The sequence below is a fragment of the Pseudomonas danubii genome (genome assembly GCF_042980055.1).
GTDB classification, from domain to species: domain Bacteria; phylum Pseudomonadota; class Gammaproteobacteria; order Pseudomonadales; family Pseudomonadaceae; genus Aquipseudomonas; species Aquipseudomonas danubii.
Window position 1 is genome coordinate 3,094,730 of record NZ_CP116502.1, and the last position, 20,523, is coordinate 3,115,252.

The following is a 20,523-nucleotide window of genomic DNA, read 5'->3' on the forward strand; positions in this document are numbered from 1 at the left end:
AACGCGATCAGCGATCCAGTTCACAGCCTTTGAGCACCAGGCGGATGATGGTCTGCGCGGCAGCTTCGTAGTCGTCTTCGTCAAGTTTGCTCTTGCCGGTGACCACCGAGATCTGCCAGTCGAAGTCGGCGTAGGTCTGGGTCGCGGCCCAGATGCTGAACATCAGGTGGTTGGGGTCGAGCGGGGCGATCAGGCCGCGATCGATCCAGGTCTGGATGCATTCGATGTTGTGCTTGGCCTGGGCGTTGAGCTGTTCCACCTGGTCCGGGCTCAGGTGCGGCGCACCGTGCATGATTTCGCTGGCGAACACCTTGGAGGCAAAAGGCAGGTCGCGGGAGATGCGGATCTTCGAGCGGATGTAGCCGCTGAGCACTTCACTGGGTACGCCGTCGGCGTTGAACGGAGTGGAAGCCTGGAGGATCGGTTCGATGATGCTTTCCAGCACCTCGCGGTAGAGGTTTTCCTTGGACTTGAAGTAGTAGTAGACGTTGGGCTTGGGCAACCCGGCCTTGGCGGCGATGTCGCTGGTCTTGGTCGCTGCAAAGCCCTTGTCGGCAAACTCTTCACTGGCGGCCCGCAGGATCAGTTCTTTATTGCGCTCGCGGATGGTGCTCATAAACCGGGGGATTCCTTGCCTGTTCGGGCGGTTGCGCATGGTAGCACCGGGGTCGCGAGGGGCTCAAGAATGCCCGTTGGCCGCGGTTTTCCTGCTTCTGACATCTCGCTTGTCCGGCCTTTGACGCGGTATGCTGCGCGCCTTATTTCACGCAGGGAAGCCTGGCCCATGGCAGGAAGCAGTTTGCTGGTTTTGATCGACGACATCGCCGCAGTTCTCGATGACGTAGCCTTGATGACCAAGATGGCGGCGAAGAAGACCGCCGGGGTATTGGGCGACGATCTGGCGCTCAATGCCCAGCAGGTTTCCGGGGTTCGCGCCGAGCGGGAAATTCCCGTGGTCTGGGCCGTGGCCAAGGGCTCGTTTCGCAACAAATTGATCCTGGTGCCGGCGGCGCTGGCCATCAGTGCCCTGGCGCCCTGGCTGGTGACGCCGTTGCTGATGATCGGCGGGGCCTACCTGTGTTTCGAAGGCTTCGAGAAGCTGGCGCACAAGTACCTGCCCCACGGCGACGATGCGGCCGAGCATGAGCAGACCTTGCAGGCGCTGGCAGACCCTCAGGTGGATCTGGTGGCCTTTGAGAAGGACAAGATCAAGGGCGCGATTCGTACCGACTTCATCCTTTCCGCGGAAATCATCGCTATTACTCTGGGCACGGTGGCAGGCGCCTCCCTGAGCCAGCAGGTGGTGGTGCTCTCGGGGATTGCGATTGTCATGACCGTTGGCGTCTACGGTCTGGTGGGGGGCATCGTCAAGCTTGATGACCTGGGGTTGTGGCTGGCGCAGAAACCGGGCGCTCTGGCCAAACGCGTCGGTGGTGCCATCCTGCGAGCGGCGCCGTGGATGATGAAGAGTCTGTCGGTGATCGGCACGGCGGCGATGTTCATGGTGGGCGGCGGCATCCTCACCCACGGCGTCCCTGCCGTGCACCATCTGATCGAGGGCCTGGCCGAGCGTAGTACCGCAGTCATGGGCCCGGTGTCGGTGATCATGCCGACCCTGCTCAATGCCGTAGCCGGGATCATTGCCGGTGGGCTGGTACTGCTGGCCGTGACGCTACTGGGCAAAGGCTGGCGCGCCTTGCGCGGCTGAGATCCGAGTCAGCCGGTTGCCGCTCTTGCGGTCGGCAACCGGTACAGCAGGTTACTCGGCGATCTGCAGTTTGCGCGATTCGGTGTACACGTAGCGTACCTTCTCGTATTCAAACGGCGAGTTCAGCTGGCCATAGCGAAAGCTGGTCTGGTAGCGCTTGTCGACACCACGCAGCGCCCAGATCTCGGGGTGATTGCTGCTGACTTCCGAGACGTTGAGGAAGTTGATCGCCGATTCGGCGGTGTAGTCCACCGCCAGCCCGGCCGTATCCCTCAGGTTCGACGGGCCGAGGATCGGCAACACCAGATAGGCGCCGCCGGGCACGCCATAGAATCCGAGGGTCTGGCCGAAGTCTTCGCTATGGCGTTGCAGGCCCATCTTGGTGGCCGGGTCCCACAGGCCGGCAACGCCGATGGTGGTGTTGAGCAGCAGGCGCGCCGTGGTTTCCATCGACCGATGGCCCTTGAACTGCAACAGGCTGTTCATCAGGTTCGGGACGTCGCCGAGGTTATTGAAGAAGTTGCTGACCCCGCTGCGCAGGAAGCTCGGGGTCACATAGCGATAACCGTCCACCACCGGCAGGAACACCCACTGATCGAAGCGGTAGTTGAAGTGGTAGACCCGGCGGTTCCACGACTCCAGCGGGTCATAGATGTTCAGTGCATTGAGGGTCGAACGCTCGAACTCGCGCTGGTCCAGCCCCGGGTTGAACTTGAGTTTCTTCAACGGCTCGGTGAAGCCGTCGGGGTCCTGAACCGTGGGGGCGTGGGCCTTGCTGTTGTCGGCTTGGGCATAGCCTGCGCAGAGCAACGCAGCGATAAGCAGGAGATGTTTAGCCACGGAAGAACTCCAGCATGGCGTCGCTGTTGACGCGGTAGTTGAGGTTGCCGCAATGCCCGCCATGAGGGTAGACGGTCAGGCGGTCGCCAAAGGTTTTGCGCAGGAAACCCAGGTCGCCGGGGCCGAGGATCACGTCATCGGCGTTGTGCATCACGGCAATCTTCGGGCTGGCCTTGAGGTAGTCCTGCAGGGCGTAGAGGCTTACCTGGTCGATCAGTTGCAGCAGGCTGCCGCCGTCGGTGCGGGCGCGCCACATCGGGATCACCTGTTCGGTCAGGTAACAGTCGAAGTCGCACTGCAGGGCACGCTTGAGAAACGGGGTAAGGCTGGTGCCTTCGCGGATCGGGTACTTGGGCGGGGTGATCAGGCCGCGGCGGTTGATCAGGTCCGAGGTGAAGGCGATGTCCGCTGCCGAGAAGCGGAAGGAGGTACCGATCAGCATGGCCATCTGTTCGTTGGTCAGGTGTTGCTTGGACTGCTGGAAGTCGTAGAGCAGGGCGTCGTTGAGGTCGATGTAGCCCTTCTGCTGGAAGTAGCGGGTCAGCTTGCCCAGCACCAGTTCATAGAAAGTGGTGCTGTTGTTGATGCCCTTGACCTCGGTCTGTACCAGTTTGTCGAGGTTGGTGATCGAGGTGTAGAGGTTGACCGGCGGGTTGAGCAGCAGCACTTTCTTGAAGTTGAAGCTGCGTCGGGTCTCATCCAGTTTGCTGATGAACGCCGCGTCCAGGGCGCCGAGGCTGTAGCCGGTGAGGTAGAACTCGGTGATCGGCAGCTTGGGGTGCTGGGCCCGTACGGCCTGCATGACCCGGTACATGTCTTCGGCGTCTTCCTGGCTCACCCCGGGGGTGGCGAAGCGCGAGGCGGCAGTGATGAAGTCGAAGCTGGTGGGCGAGGATAGTTGCACCACATGGTAGCCGGCCTTGTAGTAGAGCTTCTTCAGGTATTCGTTGAGGCTGCTGTCGTAGCGCGCGCCGGTGCCGGCGATCAGGAAGATCAGTGGCGCGGCGTGGTCCTGGGTGGCGATGCGGTAGGTGAGCTTCTTCACCGCCCAGAAATTGTCCGGGAGGATGAACTCGCGCTCCGGCCGCAGGTTCAGGCTGTAGTCGGACTGACGGATGTCATCGTTGGCGGGCAGTTCCGGGCGCAGCTCCGGGGGGGTGGTGGCGATGGTGGCTTCAAAGGGGTTGGTCAACGGGTAGCCATAGCTGGCCGGGTCGACATCCACCGCCAGTGCGGACGCACTCAGGATAAGGCCGCCGAACAGGGCAGCGAGGCGCAAGGAACGAAGCATGACTGTATCCCTAGAAGGAAGGTACCGAATGAGGTTCGCAGGCTATGACCACCGCGCTGCTGCCGAAGTGCCATGGGTGGGCACAAATAACCCCGGCCACAGGCCTGCTGGGGGGTGATAGTAGCCGGACGATACACTTTGCCGCTATTTGCTGAACAGTTATCTGTGCGTCGTGCTTGCCAAGCGTCCGTGGGCGATTATGCTGGGCGCCGTTTTGATTGTTCGGAGTGTTTCATGTCCCGCCGCCTTCCCGTGATTGTGCTGCTCGTTGTCCTGCCGCTGTGGCTGGCCGCCAGTTATGGCCTGCGCTATGGCTTTATGGAGGATGCTCGGTGGGTGGGCGTCTGTGTTGATGAGGCCGGTCGCTGGGAGTGTTCGCTACGTTCCAGCCTGGGCTGGATGATCCACTTCAAGGTGCTGGGCTGGAGTGCCTTGGGCGCAGCGCTGCTGGGGTTTGTCGTGCCCGGTCGTGCCGGCTGGTGGCTGGCGGTGCTGGCCTTGCTGGCGGGCATTCCGGCCCTGGCCTTGTACAACACCACGCTGGCGGTGTTTGCGGTGGTGATTGCGGCCTTGCGCCTGGTGCGCGCCGCCAAGCCCTAGCCGCAAGCGAAACCTGCGGCTAGGGCTGTGGTTCAGGCGATGCGGGCCCGCAGGCTGCGCCACAGCGCGGCCACCATCAGCAGGCTGACCAGGGCCCAGCCCCAGGCCTGCTGGTTGGCCAGGCCTTCCTGATACAGCTGCGGAGCGATGCCGGCACCCAGGATAAAGGTCAGCAAGGCGATTTCGCGGCGTGGCACGCGCACCGGGCGGCACAGGTAGACCAGCGCCGGCAACAGCAGGGCCGCGCTCGGGAAGCTGCGGTAGCGCGGGTCGAACACCAGCTCCAGCATCATCACCGCGGCGGCGAATCCTGCCGTTGCCAGCAACCAGCCTGCACGCTTTTCCAGGGCATTGAAGGCCCGCAGACGCCAGCCTTCGCGAGGGCTCAAGGCCAGGGCGGCATGGGCCAGAATCAGCAGGTTCAGGCCCAGCAGCAGTCCGGCCCAGCACCATTCGCCAGCGAAGCGGCTGGTGACCCGCGCCAGTTCGCCCCAGGTGCCGATGGTGCACGCCGCCAGCGCGCCCAGCAGCGGCAAGAGCAGCGCAGCGCGTCGACCGCGAACCCGGCCACCCAGGATCAGGGTGCCGAGGAATATCACCGTGCCGGCCCCCAGCCATTGTGGCCAGTAAGGCAGGTTGGACACCGGGCCTGCGAGGATGCCCTTGTCCTGGCGATCGGCATCGAACAGCCCCCAGTAACCGCCGACTGCGCCCTCGCTGGCGCGTTTCCAGGGCTGGTCGAAGGCTTCGATCAGGTTGTAGTGCCAGCCGTTGTGTTCCGCCAGGGCAACGAAGCCACGAATGAACTTGGCCTCGTTGACTCGGCTCGGCAGTGCCGTTTCTCGCTGGCGGCCTTCGCTGGGCCAGCCGGTTTCACCGATCATCACGTCCTTGGGGGCAAAGCGGTTGCCGAATACCTGGCGTACCTCGGCCACGTGGTTCAGGGCCGCGTCGATGTTCGAGGGGGCGTCTTCCCAGTACGGCAGCAGGTGAATGGTGAGGAAGTCCACCGCTGGCGCGATCTCCGGGTGCTTGAGCCAGAATTCCCAGACATCGGCATAGGTGACCGGCTGCTTGACCCCGGCCTTGACCTTGAGGATCAGCCGCGCCAGTTGCGGCCCGGTGACTTCCTTGCGCAGCAGCGACTCGTTGCCGACGATCACCGCGCTGACGACATCCGGGTTGGCATTGGCCGAGGCGATCAGCAGGTCGACTTCTTTCTCGGTGTCTACTGGGTTGCTATTGACCCACGCGCCGATCATCAGCTTCAGGCCGTGCTTGCGCGCCAGCTCGGGCAGGGCTTCGAGGCCGGTCATGGAATAGGTGCGGATGCATTCGAAGCGGGTGGCCAGCAATGCCAGGTCGGCGTCCATGCGTTCGGGGCGCAGTTTGAACGGCTGGTCGAAGGGCGATTGGTCCTTGTCGAACGGCGTATAGGAGGCGCATTGCAGTTTGTGGCTGGCGCTGGCGACGTCCGGCAGCGACACCGGCCGGCCAAGGCCGTACCAGTAACTACCAAGGGCCAGCAGGCCGAGCAGGCAGGCAAACAGATAAGCGAGGGTGGGGAAGCGGGCTGTGGCGGGCATGGTCAGGCCGTAGTGGAACAAAGCGGGGCATCTTACCCGCATTTGTCCACAGCTTGGTGGCCTGCATGATTTTGACATGCAAAGTTTGGGCGGGCCCTCAGTCGGGGAGGTCGCAGCACCTGGTTACTGGCTATCTGATGTCGTTGCTGGTTGCCTTGAGGTCGCAGGCAGAGCAGGTCGCGGGCGGTGGCGGGTTGATGATCGAAGCATCAGTACTCCGCTGATGATCGAACGCGTTCGCGGTGAGGCGTGATGGGGGCGCTGAGCACCATAACCATACGTTGACGTGCCCGGCAGCCGCCTGGCACTGCACTTTTCGGGGAAGTAACGATGAAGATGCGACGACTCTTAGGCGCAGGTGCCGCACTGGTACTTGCCATCAGCTCCACTCTGGCCAGTGCCGACAGCAAAACCCTGAGCATCGGCTACGTCGACGGCTGGTCCGACAGCGTGGCGACTACCTATGTGGCGGCGGAGGTGATCAAGCAGAAGCTCGGTTACGACGTCAAACTGCAAGCGGTGGCGACCGGGATCATGTGGCAGGGCGTGGCCACCGGCAAGCTCGACGCCATGCTCTCGGCCTGGTTGCCGGTGACTCACGGCGAATACTGGACCAAGAACAAGGACAAGGTTGTCGACTACGGTCCCAACTTCAAGGACGCCAAGATCGGTCTGATCGTGCCGGAGTACGTCAAGGCCAAGACCATTGAGGACCTCAAGACCGATACCAGCTTCAAGAACAAGATTGTCGGCATCGACGCCGGTTCAGGGGTGATGCTCAAGACCGACCAGGCGATCAAGGACTACGGCCTGGACTACAAGCTGCAGGCCAGTTCCGGTGCGGCGATGATCGCCGAATTGACCCGGGCCGAGGATAAGCAGGAATCCATCGCCGTGACCGGCTGGGTACCGCACTGGATGTTCGCCAAGTGGAAACTGCGCTTCCTCGAAGATCCGAAAGGGGTGTATGGCGCCGCTGAAACCGTCAACAGCATCGGCAGCAAGGGCCTGGAGAAGAAGGCGCCAGAGGTGGCAGCGTTCCTGAAGAAGTTCCAGTGGGCGTCTAAGGATGAAATCGGCGAGGTCATGCTGGCCATTCAAGATGGCGCAAAACCGGATGTGGCAGCCAAGGACTGGGTGAGCAAGCACCCGGAGCGGGTTGCCGAGTGGACTGCTAAATAGCCGTCAGGCGTCTAGAACGAGGGTTGTGAGGCCGGCCGCTGAAATCAGCGGCCGGCCTTGTGTTTTTTTGGGGGGGAAGTTGGCGAGGTGGCTAATGTCGTTCTAATACTAAGGTCGTCTGGAACCTGCCTCACAGCCGCATAGAGTGGATTAGGTTCTACCTAAAATCTGTGCTGCGAGGATAAAAACAATGAACGACAGCATTTACCTCTCGATTCAAAACAGCCCGCGTTTCAAGGAGCTGGTCAGTAAGCGAGAGCGGTTCGCCTGGATTCTCTCGGCGATCATGCTTGGGCTTTACTCGGGCTTCATTCTGTTGATCGCTTACGGTCCGCAGATCCTGGGCGCCAAACTCAGTCCAACTTCATCCATCACCTGGGGCATTCCCATTGGTGTCGGCTTGATTGTCTCGGCCTTCATCCTGACCGGTATCTATGTGCGACGCGCCAACGGCGAGTTCGATGACCTGAACAATGCGATCCTGAAGGAGGCTCAGCAATGATCCGACGTCTATTCGCAGCACTCGGTCTTGCCGCTTTCGCTCCTGCCCTGTGGGCCGCAGACGCTTTGACTGGCGAAGTCCACAAGCAACCCCTCAACGTCTCGGCGATCGTGATGTTCGTGGTCTTCGTCGGGGCCACCCTGTGCATCACTTACTGGGCCTCCAAGCGCAACAAGTCGGCTGCCGACTATTACGCCGCGGGTGGCAAGATCACCGGCTTCCAGAATGGCCTGGCGATTGCTGGTGACTACATGTCGGCGGCGTCCTTCCTGGGGATTTCCGCGCTGGTGTTCACTTCCGGCTATGACGGCCTGATCTACTCCATCGGCTTCCTGGTGGGCTGGCCGATCATTCTGTTCCTGATCGCCGAGCGCCTGCGCAACCTGGGCAAGTACACCTTTGCCGACGTGGCGTCCTATCGCCTCGGGCAGACTCAGATCCGCACTCTGTCGGCCTGTGGTTCGCTGGTGGTGGTGGCGTTCTACCTGATCGCGCAGATGGTGGGTGCCGGCAAGCTGATCCAGCTGCTGTTCGGCCTCGACTACCATGTGGCGGTGATCCTGGTGGGGATCCTGATGTGCCTGTATGTGCTGTTCGGCGGCATGCTGGCCACCACTTGGGTACAGATCATCAAGGCAGTGCTGCTGCTGTCCGGTGCGTCCTTCATGGCGCTGATGGTGATGAAGCACGTCAACTTCGATTTCAACACCCTGTTCTCCGAGGCGATCAAGGTTCACCCCAAAGGTGAGGCGATCATGAGCCCTGGCGGTCTGGTGAAGGACCCGATCTCGGCATTCTCCCTGGGGCTTGCGCTGATGTTCGGTACAGCCGGCCTGCCGCATATCCTGATGCGCTTCTTCACCGTGAGCGATGCCAAGGAAGCCCGTAAGAGCGTGCTCTACGCCACTGGCTTCATCGGTTACTTCTACATCCTGACCTTCATCATCGGCTTTGGCGCGATCCTGCTGGTGAGCACCAATCCGGCCTTCAAGGATGCCGCAGGCGCCTTGCTGGGTGGCAACAACATGGCGGCGGTGCACCTGGCCAATGCGGTGGGCGGCAGCGTGTTCCTCGGCTTCATCTCGGCGGTGGCTTTCGCCACCATTCTGGCGGTAGTAGCGGGCCTGACCCTGGCAGGTGCTTCGGCGGTGTCCCACGACCTGTATGCCAGTGTGGTCAAGAAGGGCAAGGCCAACGAGAAGGATGAGATTCGCGTTTCCAAGATCACTACCGTGGCCTTGGGGGTGCTGGCCATCGGTCTGGGCATTCTCTTCGAGAGTCAGAACATTGCGTTCATGGTGGGCCTGGCGTTCTCCATCGCTGCCAGTTGCAACTTCCCGGTGCTGCTGCTTTCCATGTACTGGAAGAAGCTCACCACGCGTGGCGCCATGATTGGCGGCTGGTTAGGTCTGGTCAGTGCGGTGGCATTGATGGTTCTCGGTCCGACCATCTGGGTGCAGATCCTGCACCACGAGAAGGCAATCTTCCCGTACGAGTACCCGGCGCTGTTCTCGATGATCATTGCCTTTGTCGGTATCTGGTTCTTCTCCATCACTGACAAGTCGGCTTCGGCGGCCAATGAGCGGGCCTTGTTCTTCCCGCAGTTCGTGCGTTCGCAGACCGGCCTGGGCGCCAGTGGGGCGGTGTCGCACTAAGCTCGGCCTGTGTATCGGCTTCTATATAGAAGCTGTGTAATAGCAAAATGCCTCGATCGAAAGATCGAGGCATTTTTTTGTCTGCTCGCCCTGTTCAGATACCCTCGATTGCGGGCGCAGCGATAGTCGAGATGCAAGGAGCTGGCGTGCCAGCGAAGGCTTATTTGAGGGGGAGGCAGGGCTGCGGGGTTCTTCGCCGGCAAGTCGGTTCCGGCAGGGGATAGGTGAGGGGAGGGGAGCAGAAACAAATACGACCTCTGTTAGAGGCCGTATCCGGTGCAGCTAAGACGTGTGCGCAAGGCAGGTCTTACTTGCGGTCTTCCAGCTTGGTGATGTCGCGCGATTCGTAGCCGGTGTACAGCTGACGAGGACGGCCGATCTTGTAAGGGCTGGAGAGCATTTCCTTCCAGTGGGAGATCCAGCCGACGGTCCGCGCCAGGGCGAAGATCACGGTGAACATGCTGGTTGGAATGCCGATCGCCTTGAGGATGATCCCCGAGTAGAAGTCGACGTTCGGGTACAGGGAGCGTTCGATGAAGTACGGATCGGTCAGGGCGATCTCTTCCAGGCGCATGGCCAGTTCGAGCTGAGGATCGTTGTTGATGCCCAGTTCTTTCAGGACTTCGTCGCAGGTCTGCTTCATTACGGTGGCGCGCGGGTCGCGGTTCTTGTACACGCGGTGACCGAAGCCCATGAGTTTGAACGGATCGTTCTTGTCCTTGGCCTTGGCGATGAACTTGTCGATGTTCGAGACATCGCCAATTTCGTCGAGCATGGTCAGTACGGCTTCGTTGGCGCCGCCGTGGGCAGGGCCCCAGAGCGCGGCGATACCGGCAGCAATACAGGCGAACGGGTTGGCACCCGAAGAGCCGGCCAGACGCACGGTGGAAGTCGAGGCGTTCTGTTCGTGGTCGGCGTGGAGGATGAAGATCCGGTCCATCGCCTTGGCCAGTACCGGGCTGATCGGTTTGATCTCGCACGGGGTGTTGAACATCATGTGCAGGAAGTTTTCCGCGTACGACAGGTCGTTGCGCGGATACATCATCGGCTGGCCCATGGAGTACTTGTAAACCATCGCTGCCAGGGTCGGCATCTTGGCGACCAAGCGCACGGCGGAAATTTCGCGGTGCTGCGGGTTATTGATGTCCAGGGAGTCGTGGTAGAACGCCGAGAGTGCACCCACTACGCCGCACATTACCGCCATTGGATGGGCGTCGCGGCGGAAACCGTTGAAGAAGCTCTTCAGCTGCTCGTGAACCATGGTGTGGTTTTTCACGGTGCTGACGAACTGGGCCTTCTGTTCGGCGGTAGGCAATTCACCGTTGAGCAGCAGGTAGCAGGTTTCCAGGTAGTCCGACTTTTCAGCCAGCTGTTCGATCGGGTAGCCGCGGTGCAGCAGAATGCCGTTGTCGCCGTCGATATAGGTGATTTTCGACTCGCAGGAGGCGGTCGACATGAAACCCGGGTCAAAAGTGAAGCGGCCCGTGGCCGTCAGGCCCCGAACATCAATTACATCGGGACCAACGGTGCCGGTTAAAATGGGCAGCTCGACGGGGGCTGCGCCCTCGATGATCAACTGCGCTTTTTTGTCAGCCATGTGGCCTCCTATTTATGCTTGAAATCATCAGACAGACCCCCCACGCAGGGCCCGCACCACTATAGTGAGATAAATCTGAATGTCAATTTGCCTAAAGTCTTGTCCCAGAAGGCTTTGGGAGGGATTTTTTAGCGAAATTCAGCGCCATTTACGCCTTTTATAAGGCTAACGCAATCAGCTATTAGGGGAAGGTGTTTGCGTTGTCATTAGTAGCCTAACTGTCTATACTCGGCCACCGACCTCCGTAGGCTTCTGGGCCCGCTTTATTGGGGGTCGCACTCCCTGGGTAGTGGTTACCTGACCAGTGCACTCCCCAACAACTTTGCCCTGATTGTTAGGGGCTCTTCAGTGTGAAAAAAGCCGTGAATAGCCAACGACCTGTAAACCTAGACCTAAGGACCATCAAACTCCCCATCACCGGCGTTACGTCGTTTCTTCACCGTGTTTCCGGCATCATCCTCTTCCTGGGCATCGGCATCATGCTTTATGCATTGAGCAAATCCCTGGGCTCTGAGGAAGGCTATGCCGAGGTGAAGGCGTGCTTGACCAGTCCGCTGGCCAAATTCGTTGCGTGGGGCCTCCTGTCCGCCTTGCTGTATCACTTGGTGGCCGGTGTACGCCATCTGATTATGGACATGGGCATCGGTGAGACGCTGGAAGGCGGCAAGCTGGGCTCGAAAATCGTTATCGCCGTATCCGTGGTGGTAATCGTTCTGGCGGGAGTTTGGATATGGTAACCAGCGTTACGAACCTGTCGCGTTCGGGCCTTTATGACTGGATGGCACAGCGTGTGTCTGCGGTCGTTCTCGCGGCTTATTTCATTTTCCTGATCGGATACCTCGTAGCGAATCCGGGCATTGACTACACCCAGTGGCATGGCCTGTTCGCAAACAACTGGATGCGTATCTTCAGTCTGCTGGCCATGGTGGCCCTGGGCGCTCACGCCTGGGTCGGCATGTGGACCATCTCGACTGACTACCTGACGCCGATGGCGCTGGGCAAGTCGGCGACAGCAGTGCGTTTCCTTTTCCAGGCAGTATGCGGCGTTGCAATGTTCGCTTACTTCGTCTGGGGTGTGCAGATTCTCTGGGGTATCTGATTCATGGCTAACATTCCAACCATTTCTTTCGACGCCATCATCATTGGCGGCGGCGGCGCCGGCATGCGTGCCGCACTGCAGCTGGCCCAGGGCGGCCACAAGACTGCTGTAATCACCAAGGTGTTCCCGACCCGTTCGCACACTGTGTCTGCCCAAGGCGGCATCACTTGCGCGATCGCCTCGGCGGACCCGAACGATGACTGGCGCTGGCACATGTACGATACCGTCAAGGGTTCCGACTACATCGGTGACCAGGACGCTATCGAATACATGTGTCAGGAAGGTCCTGCTGCGGTCTTCGAGCTGGACCACATGGGTCTGCCGTTCTCTCGTACTGAAACCGGTCGTATCTATCAGCGTCCTTTCGGTGGTCAATCCAAGGATTACGGCAAGGGCGGCCAGGCTGCTCGTACCTGTGCTGCGTCCGACCGTACCGGTCACGCGCTGCTGCACACCCTCTATCAGGGCAACCTGAAAGCCGGCACCACGTTCCTCAACGAGTGGTACGCGGTCGATCTGGTGAAGAACCAGGACGGCGCTTTTGTCGGTGTGATCGCGATCTGCATCGAAACCGGCGAAACCACCTACATCCGCTCCAAGGCCACTGTTCTGGCTACCGGCGGTGCAGGTCGTATCTATGCTTCCACCACCAACGCCCTGATCAACACCGGTGACGGTGTAGGCATGGCGCTGCGTGCCGGCGTTCCGGTGCAAGACATCGAAATGTGGCAGTTCCACCCGACCGGTATCGCCGGCGCTGGTGTACTGGTGACTGAAGGCTGCCGCGGTGAAGGCGGTTACCTGATCAACAAGCACGGCGAGCGTTTCATGGAGCGTTATGCTCCGAACGCCAAAGACCTGGCAGGTCGCGACGTTGTTGCGCGCTCCATGGTCAAGGAAATCATCGCCGGCAACGGTTGTGGCCCGAATGGCGACCACGTGATGCTCAAGCTCGATCACCTGGGCGAAGAAGTACTGCACAGCCGCCTGCCTGGCATCTGCGAGCTGTCCAAGACCTTTGCCCACGTTGACCCGGTGGTTGCTCCGGTTCCGGTCGTTCCAACCTGCCACTACATGATGGGCGGCGTTGCCACCAACATTCATGGTCAGGCGATCACTCAGAATGCTGCTGGCGAAGACACCATCATCCCTGGTCTGTTCGCAGTGGGTGAAGTGGCTTGCGTATCGGTACACGGCGCCAACCGTCTGGGCGGCAACTCGCTGCTGGACCTGGTGGTGTTCGGTCGTGCAGCTGGCCTGCACCTGGAAAAAGCGCTGACCGACGGTATCGAATACCGCGATGCCAGCGACACCGACGTCGACGTTGCCCTGAACCGCCTGGCCAAGCTCAACGAGCGCACCACCGGTGAAGACGTTGCAACCCTGCGCCGCGAGCTGCAGAACTGCATGCAGAACTACTTCGGTGTATTCCGTACCGGCGAGTACATGCAGAAGGGTATTGCTCAGCTGGCTGAGCTGCGCGAGCGTATCGCCAACGTCAAGATCAACGACAAGTCTCAAGCTTTCAACACTGCGCGTATCGAAGCACTTGAGCTGCAGAACCTGCTGGAAGTGGCTGAAGCCACTGCCATCGCTGCCGAAGTGCGTAAAGAGTCCCGCGGCGCTCACGCCCGTGAAGACTTCGAAGACCGTGACGACGAAAACTGGCTGTGCCACACCCTGTACTTCCCGGGTGAGAAGCGCGTTGCCAAGCGTGCGGTCAACTTCTCGCCGAAGACTGTTCCGACTTTTGAACCAAAAGTCCGGACTTACTAAAGGGTGATCGATATGTTGCAAGTTGAAGTTTATCGTTACAACCCTGACACCGACTCGGCTCCGAAAACCCAGGTTTTCCAGGTCGACACCGGTGGCAAGGACTTGATGGTGCTGGACGTGCTGGCGCTGATCAAAGAGCAGGACGAGGGGTTCTCCTATCGTCGTTCCTGCCGTGAAGGCGTTTGCGGTTCCGATGGCATGAACATCAACGGCAAGAACGGCCTGGCGTGCATCACGCCGCTGTCCGCCGTGGTCAAGAAGAACAAGCTGGTTGTTCGTCCGCTGCCAGGTCTGCCGGTTATCCGTGACCTGGTCGTCGATATGAGCATCTTCTACAAGCAATACGAGAAGGTGAAGCCATTCCTGCAGAACGACACGCCGGCTCCGGCCATCGAGCGTCTGCAGTCCCCAGAAGAGCGCGAAAAGCTCGACGGTCTGTACGAGTGCATCCTGTGCGCTTGCTGCTCGACCTCTTGTCCGTCCTTCTGGTGGAACCCGGACAAGTTCCTGGGCCCGGCTGCTCTGCTGCAAGCCTATCGCTTCCTGGCAGACAGCCGTGACACCAAGACTTCCGAGCGTCTGGCTTCTCTTGATGACCCGTTCAGCGTATTCCGCTGCCGGGGGATCATGAACTGCGTCAACGTTTGTCCGAAGGGCCTGAACCCGACTAAGGCCATCGGTCACATTCGTAACATGTTGCTGCAGAGTGGCGTGTGATTCAGCTGTTGTACCCGTAGGACCGCTGTACCCGTAAAAGCCAAGGCGCGGGCTTCAACCCGCGTCATGGCTCTAACCTGAGCAGCAGCTCACAAAGTGGCTGCTTTTATTTTTGAAGAAATGAGACAAGCAGGGGCATCCGGGCTGGTACCCGGACTATCAGCGTGATCCTAAGTGGCTTGTTTTGGTCGCTGCATTCGGACTTCTGCAAGCTTGCTCGGTGTCTTCGCCGGTGGTGTTCCCCTAACCGAGGGTGACCAAGCATGCAAGAAAGCGTGATGCAGCGCATGTGGAACAGCGCCTACCTATCCGGTAGTAACGCTGCCTATGTGGAAGAGCTCTACGAGCTCTACCTGCACGACCCTAACGCTGTGCCAGAAGAGTGGCGCACTTACTTTCAGAAGTTGCCTACCGACGGCAGCACTGCCATCGATGTTTCGCACTCGACAATCCGCGATCATTTCGTCTTGCTGGCAAAGAACCAGCGCCGCGCCCAACCGGTATCCGCCGGCAGCGTGAGCAGTGAGCACGAGAAGAAGCAAGTTGAAGTGCTGCGATTGATCCAGGCCTATCGGATGCGTGGCCACCAGGCAGCCCAGCTGGACCCGCTGGGGCTGTGGCAGCGTCCTGCACCTGCAGACCTGTCGATCAATCATTACGGCTTGACCAATGCCGATCTTGATACGACCTTCCGTGCCGGCGACCTGTTCATCGGCAAAGAGGAAGCGAGCCTACGCGAAATTCACGAAGCGTTGCAGCAGACATATTGCCGCACCATCGGCGCTGAATTCACGCACATCACCGATTCCGAACAGCGTCAGTGGTTCCAGCAGCGTCTGGAAAGCGTACGCGGCCGTCCGACCTATTCCGCCGACATCAAGAGCCACCTGCTCGAGCGCGTCACCGCCGGCGAAGGCCTGGAAAAATACCTGGGTACCAAATACCCGGGCACCAAGCGTTTCGGTCTGGAAGGTGGTGAAAGCCTGATTCCAATGCTCGACGAGCTGATCCAGCGTTCCGGTTCCTACGGCACCAAGGAAGTCGTGATCGGCATGGCTCACCGTGGCCGTCTCAACGTCCTGGTCAACACCTTCGGCAAGAACCCGCGCGAGCTGTTCGACGAGTTCGAAGGCAAGAAGAAGGTCGAGCTGGGCTCCGGTGACGTTAAGTATCACCAGGGTTTCTCGTCCAACGTGATGACCGCCGGCGGTGAAGTTCACCTGGCCATGGCGTTCAACCCGTCCCACCTGGAAATCGTTTCTCCAGTGGTCGAGGGTTCGGTGCGCGCCCGTCAGGATCGTCGCAACGACCAGACCGGCGACAAGGTTCTGCCGATCTCGATCCACGGTGACGCGGCGTTTGCCGGTCAGGGCGTGGTGATGGAAACCTTCCAGATGTCCCAGACCCGCGGTTTCCGTACCGGCGGCACTGTGCACATCGTGATCAACAACCAGGTAGGTTTCACCATCAGCAACCCGCTGGACTCGCGCTCCACCGAGTACGCTACCGACGTTGCGAAGATGATCCAGGCGCCGATCCTCCATGTGAATGGTGATGATCCGGAAGCCGTGTTGTTCGTGACCCAGCTGGCCATCGACTACCGCATGCAGTACAAGCGCGACGTGGTGATCGACCTGGTCTGCTACCGTCGTCGCGGCCACAACGAGGCCGACGAGCCAAGCGGCACCCAGCCACTGATGTATCAGCAGATCACCAAACAGCGTACCACCCGTGAGCTGTATGCCGATCGCCTGATCCAGAGCGGTGTGCTCGACGCAGAGCGTGTTCAGGCGAAAGTCGATGAGTACCGCAATGCGCTGGACAACGGTCTGCACGTAGTGAAGAGCCTGGTCAAGGAACCGAACAAAGAGTTGTTCGTGGACTGGCGTCCATACCTGGGCCACACCTGGACCGCACGTCACGACACCACCTTCGATCTCAAGACCCTGCAGGAACTGTCCGCCAAGTTGCTGGAGCTGCCGGAAGGCTTCGTGGTTCAGCGTCAGGTTGCGAAGATCTACGAAGACCGTCAGAAGATGCAAGCCGGCGGCCTGCCGATCAACTGGGGTTACGCTGAAACCATGGCGTACGCGACCCTGGCCTTCGAAGGTCACCCGATCCGCATGACCGGCCAGGACATCGGCCGCGGCACCTTCTCGCACCGCCACGCCGTTCTGCACAACCAGAAAGATGCCAGCACTTATGTGCCGCTCAAGCATCTGTTCGAAGGTCAGCCGCGCTTTGACCTGTACGACTCCTTCCTGTCGGAAGAGGCGGTACTGGCATTCGAATACGGCTACTCGACCACCACGCCGAACGCGCTGGTGATCTGGGAAGCCCAGTTCGGCGACTTCGCCAACGGTGCGCAAGTGGTGATCGACCAGTTCATCACCAGTGGCGAGCACAAGTGGGGCCGTCTCTGCGGTCTGACCATGCTGCTGCCTCACGGTTACGAAGGTCAGGGCCCTGAGCACTCCTCGGCGCGTCTGGAGCGTTACCTGCAACTGTGTGCCGAGCACAACATTCAGGTGTGCATGCCGACCACTCCGGCACAGATCTACCACTTGCTGCGCCGTCAGGTGATCCGTCCTCTGCGCAAACCACTGGTGGTTCTGACTCCGAAGTCGCTGCTGCGCCACAAGCTGGCCATCTCGACTCTGGAAGATCTGGCCGAAGGTTCGTTCCAGACCGTGATTCCGGAAATCGACGTACTGGACCCGAAAAAGGTCGAGCGCCTGATTCTGTGTAGCGGCAAGGTCTACTACGACCTGTTGGAAAAACGCCGTGCCGAAGGTCGTGAAGACATCGCCGTCGTGCGTATTGAGCAGCTGTATCCGTTCCCTGAGGACGATCTGAACGAAGTCCTGGCTCCGTACACCAACCTCAAGCATGTGGTTTGGTGTCAGGAAGAGCCGATGAACCAGGGCGCCTGGTACTGCAGCCAGCACCACATGCGTCGCATCGTAGGCAATCACGACAAGTCGCTCGTACTCGAGTACGCGGGCCGTGACGCCTCTGCTGCGCCAGCTTGTGGCTACGCGTCGATGCACGCCGAGCAGCAGGAAAAACTGCTGCAAGATGCCTTCACTGTTTAACGCCTTCGCGCACCTGAAACCGAATTTAAGGAACCACTGATAATGGCTATCGAGATCAAAGCCCCCACTTTCCCGGAATCGGTTGCCGATGGCACCGTTGCCACCTGGCACAAGCAACCGGGCGAAGCCGTCAAGCGCGACGAGCTGATCGTCGACATCGAGACCGACAAGGTTGTGCTGGAAGTGCTGGCCACCGCTGATGGCGTGCTGGGCGCTATCGTCAAGAACGAAGGCGACACCGTTCTGTCCGACGAAGTTCTGGGCTCCATCGTTGAAGGCGGTGCTGCTACCGCTGCTCCTGCTGCCGCCGCTGCTCCGGCCGCTGCCGCTGCTGCCCCGGCTGCCGCTGACGGCGAAGACGATCCAATCGCCGCTCCTGCCGCGCGCAAGCTGGCTGAAGAGAACGGCATCAACATCGCCTCCGTTGCCGGTACCGGCAAAGGCGGTCGTGTGACCAAGGAAGACGTGGTGGCTGCTGTTGCCGCCAAGAAAGCCGCTCCGGCTGCCGCGCCTGCCAAGGCTCCGGCTCCAGCCGCTGCCGCTCCAGTCTTCGCTGCCGGCGATCGCGTCGAGAAGCGCGTACCTATGACCCGTCTGCGGGCCAAGGTTGCCGAGCGTCTGGTCGAAGCACAGTCGAACATGGCCATGCTGACCACCTTCAACGAAGTCGACATGACCGAAGTCATGGCTCTGCGTTCGAAGTACAAGGACCTGTTCGAGAAGTCCCACAACGGCGTGCGCCTGGGCTTCATGTCGTTCTTCGTCAAGGCCGCCACCGAAGCGCTGAAGCGCTTCCCGGCAGTCAACGCTTCGATCGACGGTTCCGACATCGTCTACCACGGCTACGCCGACATCGGTGTTGCGGTGTCCAGCGACCGTGGCCTGGTGGTTCCGGTCCTGCGTAACGCCGAGCTGATGAGCCTGGCCGAAATCGAAGGCGGCATCGCCACCTTCGGCAAGAAGGCCCGCGACGGCAAGCTGTCGATGGAAGAGATGACCGGTGGTACTTTCACCATCACCAACGGTGGTACTTTCGGCTCGATGATGTCGACCCCGATCGTCAACCCACCGCAAGCCGCTATCCTGGGCATGCACAACATCCTGCAACGTCCTATGGCGATCAACGGTCAGGTAGTAATCCGTCCGATGATGTACCTGGCGCTGTCCTACGATCACCGTCTGATCGACGGTAAAGAAGCTGTGACGTTCCTGGTGACCATCAAGAACCTGCTGGAAGACCCGGCGCGTCTGCTCCTGGACATCTAAAAAGCAGTTGCAAGCTGCAAGCGACAAGTTCCGAGCCCTTAAGGCGAGGGGCTTCAAGCTTGCGGCTTGCGGCTTCTAGCTTGCCGTTAAAAGGAACCTTTTTATGACTCAGAAATTCGACGTGGTAGTGATTGGCGCGGGCCCAGGCGGTTATGTCGCCGCAATCAAGGCCGCACAACTCGGTTTCACCACCGCTTGCATCGAGAAGTACACCGATAAAGAGGGCAAGCTGGCCCTCGGCGGTACTTGCCTGAACGTCGGTTGCATTCCTTCCAAGGCGCTGCTGGACAGCTCCTGGAAATTCCATGAGGCCCAGGACGGTTTCGCCATCCACGGTATCAGCCACGCTGGCGTGACCATGGACGTACCGGCCATGGTCGGTCGCAAGGCCAGCATCGTCAAAGGCCTGACCAGCGGTGTTGCCACCCTGTTCAAAGCCAACGGCGTCACTTCGATCCAAGGCCACGGCAAACTGCTGGCAGGCAAGAAAGTCGAAGTCACCAAGCCGGACGGTTCGGTTGAAGTCATCGAAGCTGAAAACGTGATCCTGGCTCCGGGTTCGCGTCCAATCGACATTCCACCGGCCCCGGTCGATCAGAATGTCATCGTCGACTCCACCGGCGCGCTGGAATTCCAGGCCGTACCAAAACGTCTGGGCGTGATCGGCGCTGGCGTTATTGGTCTGGAACTGGGCTCGGTCTGGTCGCGTCTGGGCGCGCAAGTGACTGTCCTGGAAGCCCTGGACACCTTCCTGATGGCAGCTGACACCGCTGTTTCCAAGGAAGCGCTGAAAACCCTGACCAAGCAGGGTCTGGACATCAAGCTGGGCGCTCGCGTGACCGGCTCCAAGGTCAACGGCGAAGAAGTCGTGGTGACCTACACCGACGCCAACGGCGAACAGACCATCACTTTCGACAAGCTGATTGTCGCCGTTGGTCGCCGTCCGGTGACCACCGATCTGCTGGCTGCCGACTGCGGCGTGACCCTCGACGAGCGCGGTTTCGTGCACGTTGACGATCACTGCGCTACTACCGTACCGGGCGTCTACGCCATTGGTGACGTGGTGCGCGGCATGATGCTGGCTCACAAGGCCTCGGAAGAGGGCATCATGGTTGCCGAGCGCATCAAGGGCCACAAGGCCCAGATGAACTATGACCTGATCCCTTCGGTTATCTATACTCACCCGGAAATTGCATGGGTCGGTAAAACCGAGCAGGCCTTGAAAGCTGAAGGCGTTGAAGTTAACGTCGGCACCTTTCCGTTTGCCGCCAGCGGCCGTGCCATGGCAGCCAACGACACCGGTGGTTTCGTCAAAGTCATCGCCGATGCCAAGACTGACCGCGTATTGGGCGTCCACGTGATTGGCCCAAGCGCTGCGGAACTGGTTCAGCAAGGTGCAATCGGCATGGAATTCGGCACCAGCGCCGAAGACCTGGGCATGATGGTTTTCTCTCATCCGACCCTGTCCGAAGCCCTGCACGAAGCAGCTCTGGCTGTGAATGGCACCGCCATCCACATTGCCAACCGCAAGAAACGCTAAGCAATAATAAGAAACCACGGCGGTTGGCCCGTCGTGAGCCTTGTGCGCAAGACTCACCGCGGAATATCC

Annotated in this window: 17 protein-coding genes; 12 read left to right on the forward strand and 5 right to left on the reverse strand. The window is 60.1% G+C overall.

The features are described from left to right. Positions 1-7: 7 nt before the first annotated feature. Complete coding sequence (locus PFZ56_RS14370) at positions 8-616, reverse strand: TetR/AcrR family transcriptional regulator (protein ID WP_102863979.1); 609 nt, start codon at positions 614-616, stop codon at positions 8-10. 168 nt (positions 617-784) lie between these two features. Here PFZ56_RS14370 and PFZ56_RS14375 point away from each other — a divergent pair, with 168 nt between their 5' ends. Then, positions 785-1,708 (forward strand): DUF808 domain-containing protein, encoded by a 924-nt coding sequence (locus PFZ56_RS14375; RefSeq protein WP_170001263.1) that lies wholly within the window; start codon positions 785-787, stop codon positions 1,706-1,708. 51 nt (positions 1,709-1,759) lie between these two features. Here the strand turns inward: PFZ56_RS14375 and PFZ56_RS14380 are convergent, their stop codons facing one another. Together PFZ56_RS14380 and PFZ56_RS14385 are read right to left on the reverse strand one after the other, a co-directional pair. Beyond that, positions 1,760-2,548, reverse strand: a complete 789-nt coding sequence (locus tag PFZ56_RS14380) for a VacJ family lipoprotein (protein ID WP_102878883.1) — start codon at positions 2,546-2,548, stop codon at positions 1,760-1,762. Continuing rightward, complete coding sequence (locus PFZ56_RS14385) at positions 2,541-3,839, reverse strand: serine/threonine protein kinase (protein ID WP_102863976.1); 1,299 nt, start codon at positions 3,837-3,839, stop codon at positions 2,541-2,543. The genes PFZ56_RS14380 and PFZ56_RS14385 overlap by 8 nt, the downstream gene beginning before the upstream one ends. A 234-nt stretch (positions 3,840-4,073) precedes the next feature. On the opposite strand from PFZ56_RS14385, the gene PFZ56_RS14390 reads away from it, so the two are divergent. After that, positions 4,074-4,439, forward strand: coding sequence for a hypothetical protein (locus tag PFZ56_RS14390; RefSeq protein ID WP_102863975.1), 366 nt, complete (start codon positions 4,074-4,076; stop codon positions 4,437-4,439). Between the two features lie 32 nt (positions 4,440-4,471). Here the strand turns inward: PFZ56_RS14390 and PFZ56_RS14395 are convergent, their stop codons facing one another. Next, on the reverse strand, positions 4,472-6,025 hold the full coding sequence (locus tag PFZ56_RS14395) for a beta (1-6) glucans synthase (protein ID WP_170001262.1): 1,554 nt from the start codon (positions 6,023-6,025) through the stop codon (positions 4,472-4,474). 330 nt (positions 6,026-6,355) lie between these two features. Here PFZ56_RS14395 and PFZ56_RS14400 point away from each other — a divergent pair, with 330 nt between their 5' ends. The 3 genes from PFZ56_RS14400 (at position 6,356) to PFZ56_RS14410 (ending at position 9,364) form a co-directional block, all read left to right on the forward strand. Next, positions 6,356-7,207, forward strand: coding sequence for a glycine betaine ABC transporter substrate-binding protein (locus PFZ56_RS14400; protein WP_102863974.1), 852 nt, complete (start codon positions 6,356-6,358; stop codon positions 7,205-7,207). A 190-nt stretch (positions 7,208-7,397) separates the two neighbouring features. Then, positions 7,398-7,709, forward strand: a complete 312-nt coding sequence (locus tag PFZ56_RS14405) for a DUF485 domain-containing protein (protein ID WP_102863973.1) — start codon at positions 7,398-7,400, stop codon at positions 7,707-7,709. Continuing rightward, positions 7,706-9,364, forward strand: coding sequence for a cation acetate symporter (locus tag PFZ56_RS14410; protein ID WP_102878885.1), 1,659 nt, complete (start codon positions 7,706-7,708; stop codon positions 9,362-9,364). The genes PFZ56_RS14405 and PFZ56_RS14410 overlap by 4 nt, the downstream gene beginning before the upstream one ends. Positions 9,365-9,671: 307 nt before the next feature. Here PFZ56_RS14410 and gltA read toward each other — a convergent pair whose 3' ends face one another. Then, positions 9,672-10,961, reverse strand: coding sequence for a citrate synthase (gltA, locus tag PFZ56_RS14415; RefSeq protein WP_011060047.1), 1,290 nt, complete (start codon positions 10,959-10,961; stop codon positions 9,672-9,674). Positions 10,962-11,311: 350 nt separating this feature from the next. Here gltA and sdhC point away from each other — a divergent pair, with 350 nt between their 5' ends. The 7 genes from sdhC to lpdA all read left to right on the forward strand — a co-directional run bounded on the left by sdhC (position 11,312) and on the right by lpdA (position 20,454). After that, positions 11,312-11,698 carry a succinate dehydrogenase, cytochrome b556 subunit gene (gene sdhC, locus PFZ56_RS14420; protein WP_015634665.1) on the forward strand — a complete coding sequence of 129 codons (387 nt, stop codon included), beginning with the start codon at positions 11,312-11,314 and terminating at the stop codon, positions 11,696-11,698. Continuing rightward, positions 11,692-12,060, forward strand: a complete 369-nt coding sequence (gene sdhD / locus PFZ56_RS14425) for a succinate dehydrogenase, hydrophobic membrane anchor protein (protein ID WP_011060049.1) — start codon at positions 11,692-11,694, stop codon at positions 12,058-12,060. The genes sdhC and sdhD overlap by 7 nt, the downstream gene beginning before the upstream one ends. Positions 12,061-12,063: 3 nt before the next feature. Continuing rightward, positions 12,064-13,836 carry a succinate dehydrogenase flavoprotein subunit gene (gene sdhA / locus PFZ56_RS14430; protein WP_102878886.1) on the forward strand — a complete coding sequence of 591 codons (1,773 nt, stop codon included), beginning with the start codon at positions 12,064-12,066 and terminating at the stop codon, positions 13,834-13,836. 12 nt (positions 13,837-13,848) lie between these two features. Beyond that, positions 13,849-14,553, forward strand: coding sequence for a succinate dehydrogenase iron-sulfur subunit (locus PFZ56_RS14435; RefSeq protein WP_011060051.1), 705 nt, complete (start codon positions 13,849-13,851; stop codon positions 14,551-14,553). A 263-nt stretch (positions 14,554-14,816) separates the two neighbouring features. Beyond that, on the forward strand, positions 14,817-17,648 hold the full coding sequence (locus tag PFZ56_RS14440; protein ID WP_102863970.1) for a 2-oxoglutarate dehydrogenase E1 component: 2,832 nt from the start codon (positions 14,817-14,819) through the stop codon (positions 17,646-17,648). Positions 17,649-17,690: 42 nt separating this feature from the next. Beyond that, positions 17,691-18,914: a 2-oxoglutarate dehydrogenase complex dihydrolipoyllysine-residue succinyltransferase gene (gene odhB / locus PFZ56_RS14445; protein WP_102878887.1), complete on the forward strand. Its 1,224-nt coding sequence runs from the start codon at positions 17,691-17,693 to the stop codon at positions 18,912-18,914. A 103-nt stretch (positions 18,915-19,017) separates the two neighbouring features. Then, the gene (lpdA, locus tag PFZ56_RS14450; protein WP_170001261.1) at positions 19,018-20,454 is read left to right on the forward strand and encodes a dihydrolipoyl dehydrogenase; all 1,437 of its coding nucleotides are present in this window, start codon (positions 19,018-19,020) and stop codon (positions 20,452-20,454) included. Positions 20,455-20,523 lie beyond the last annotated feature (69 nt).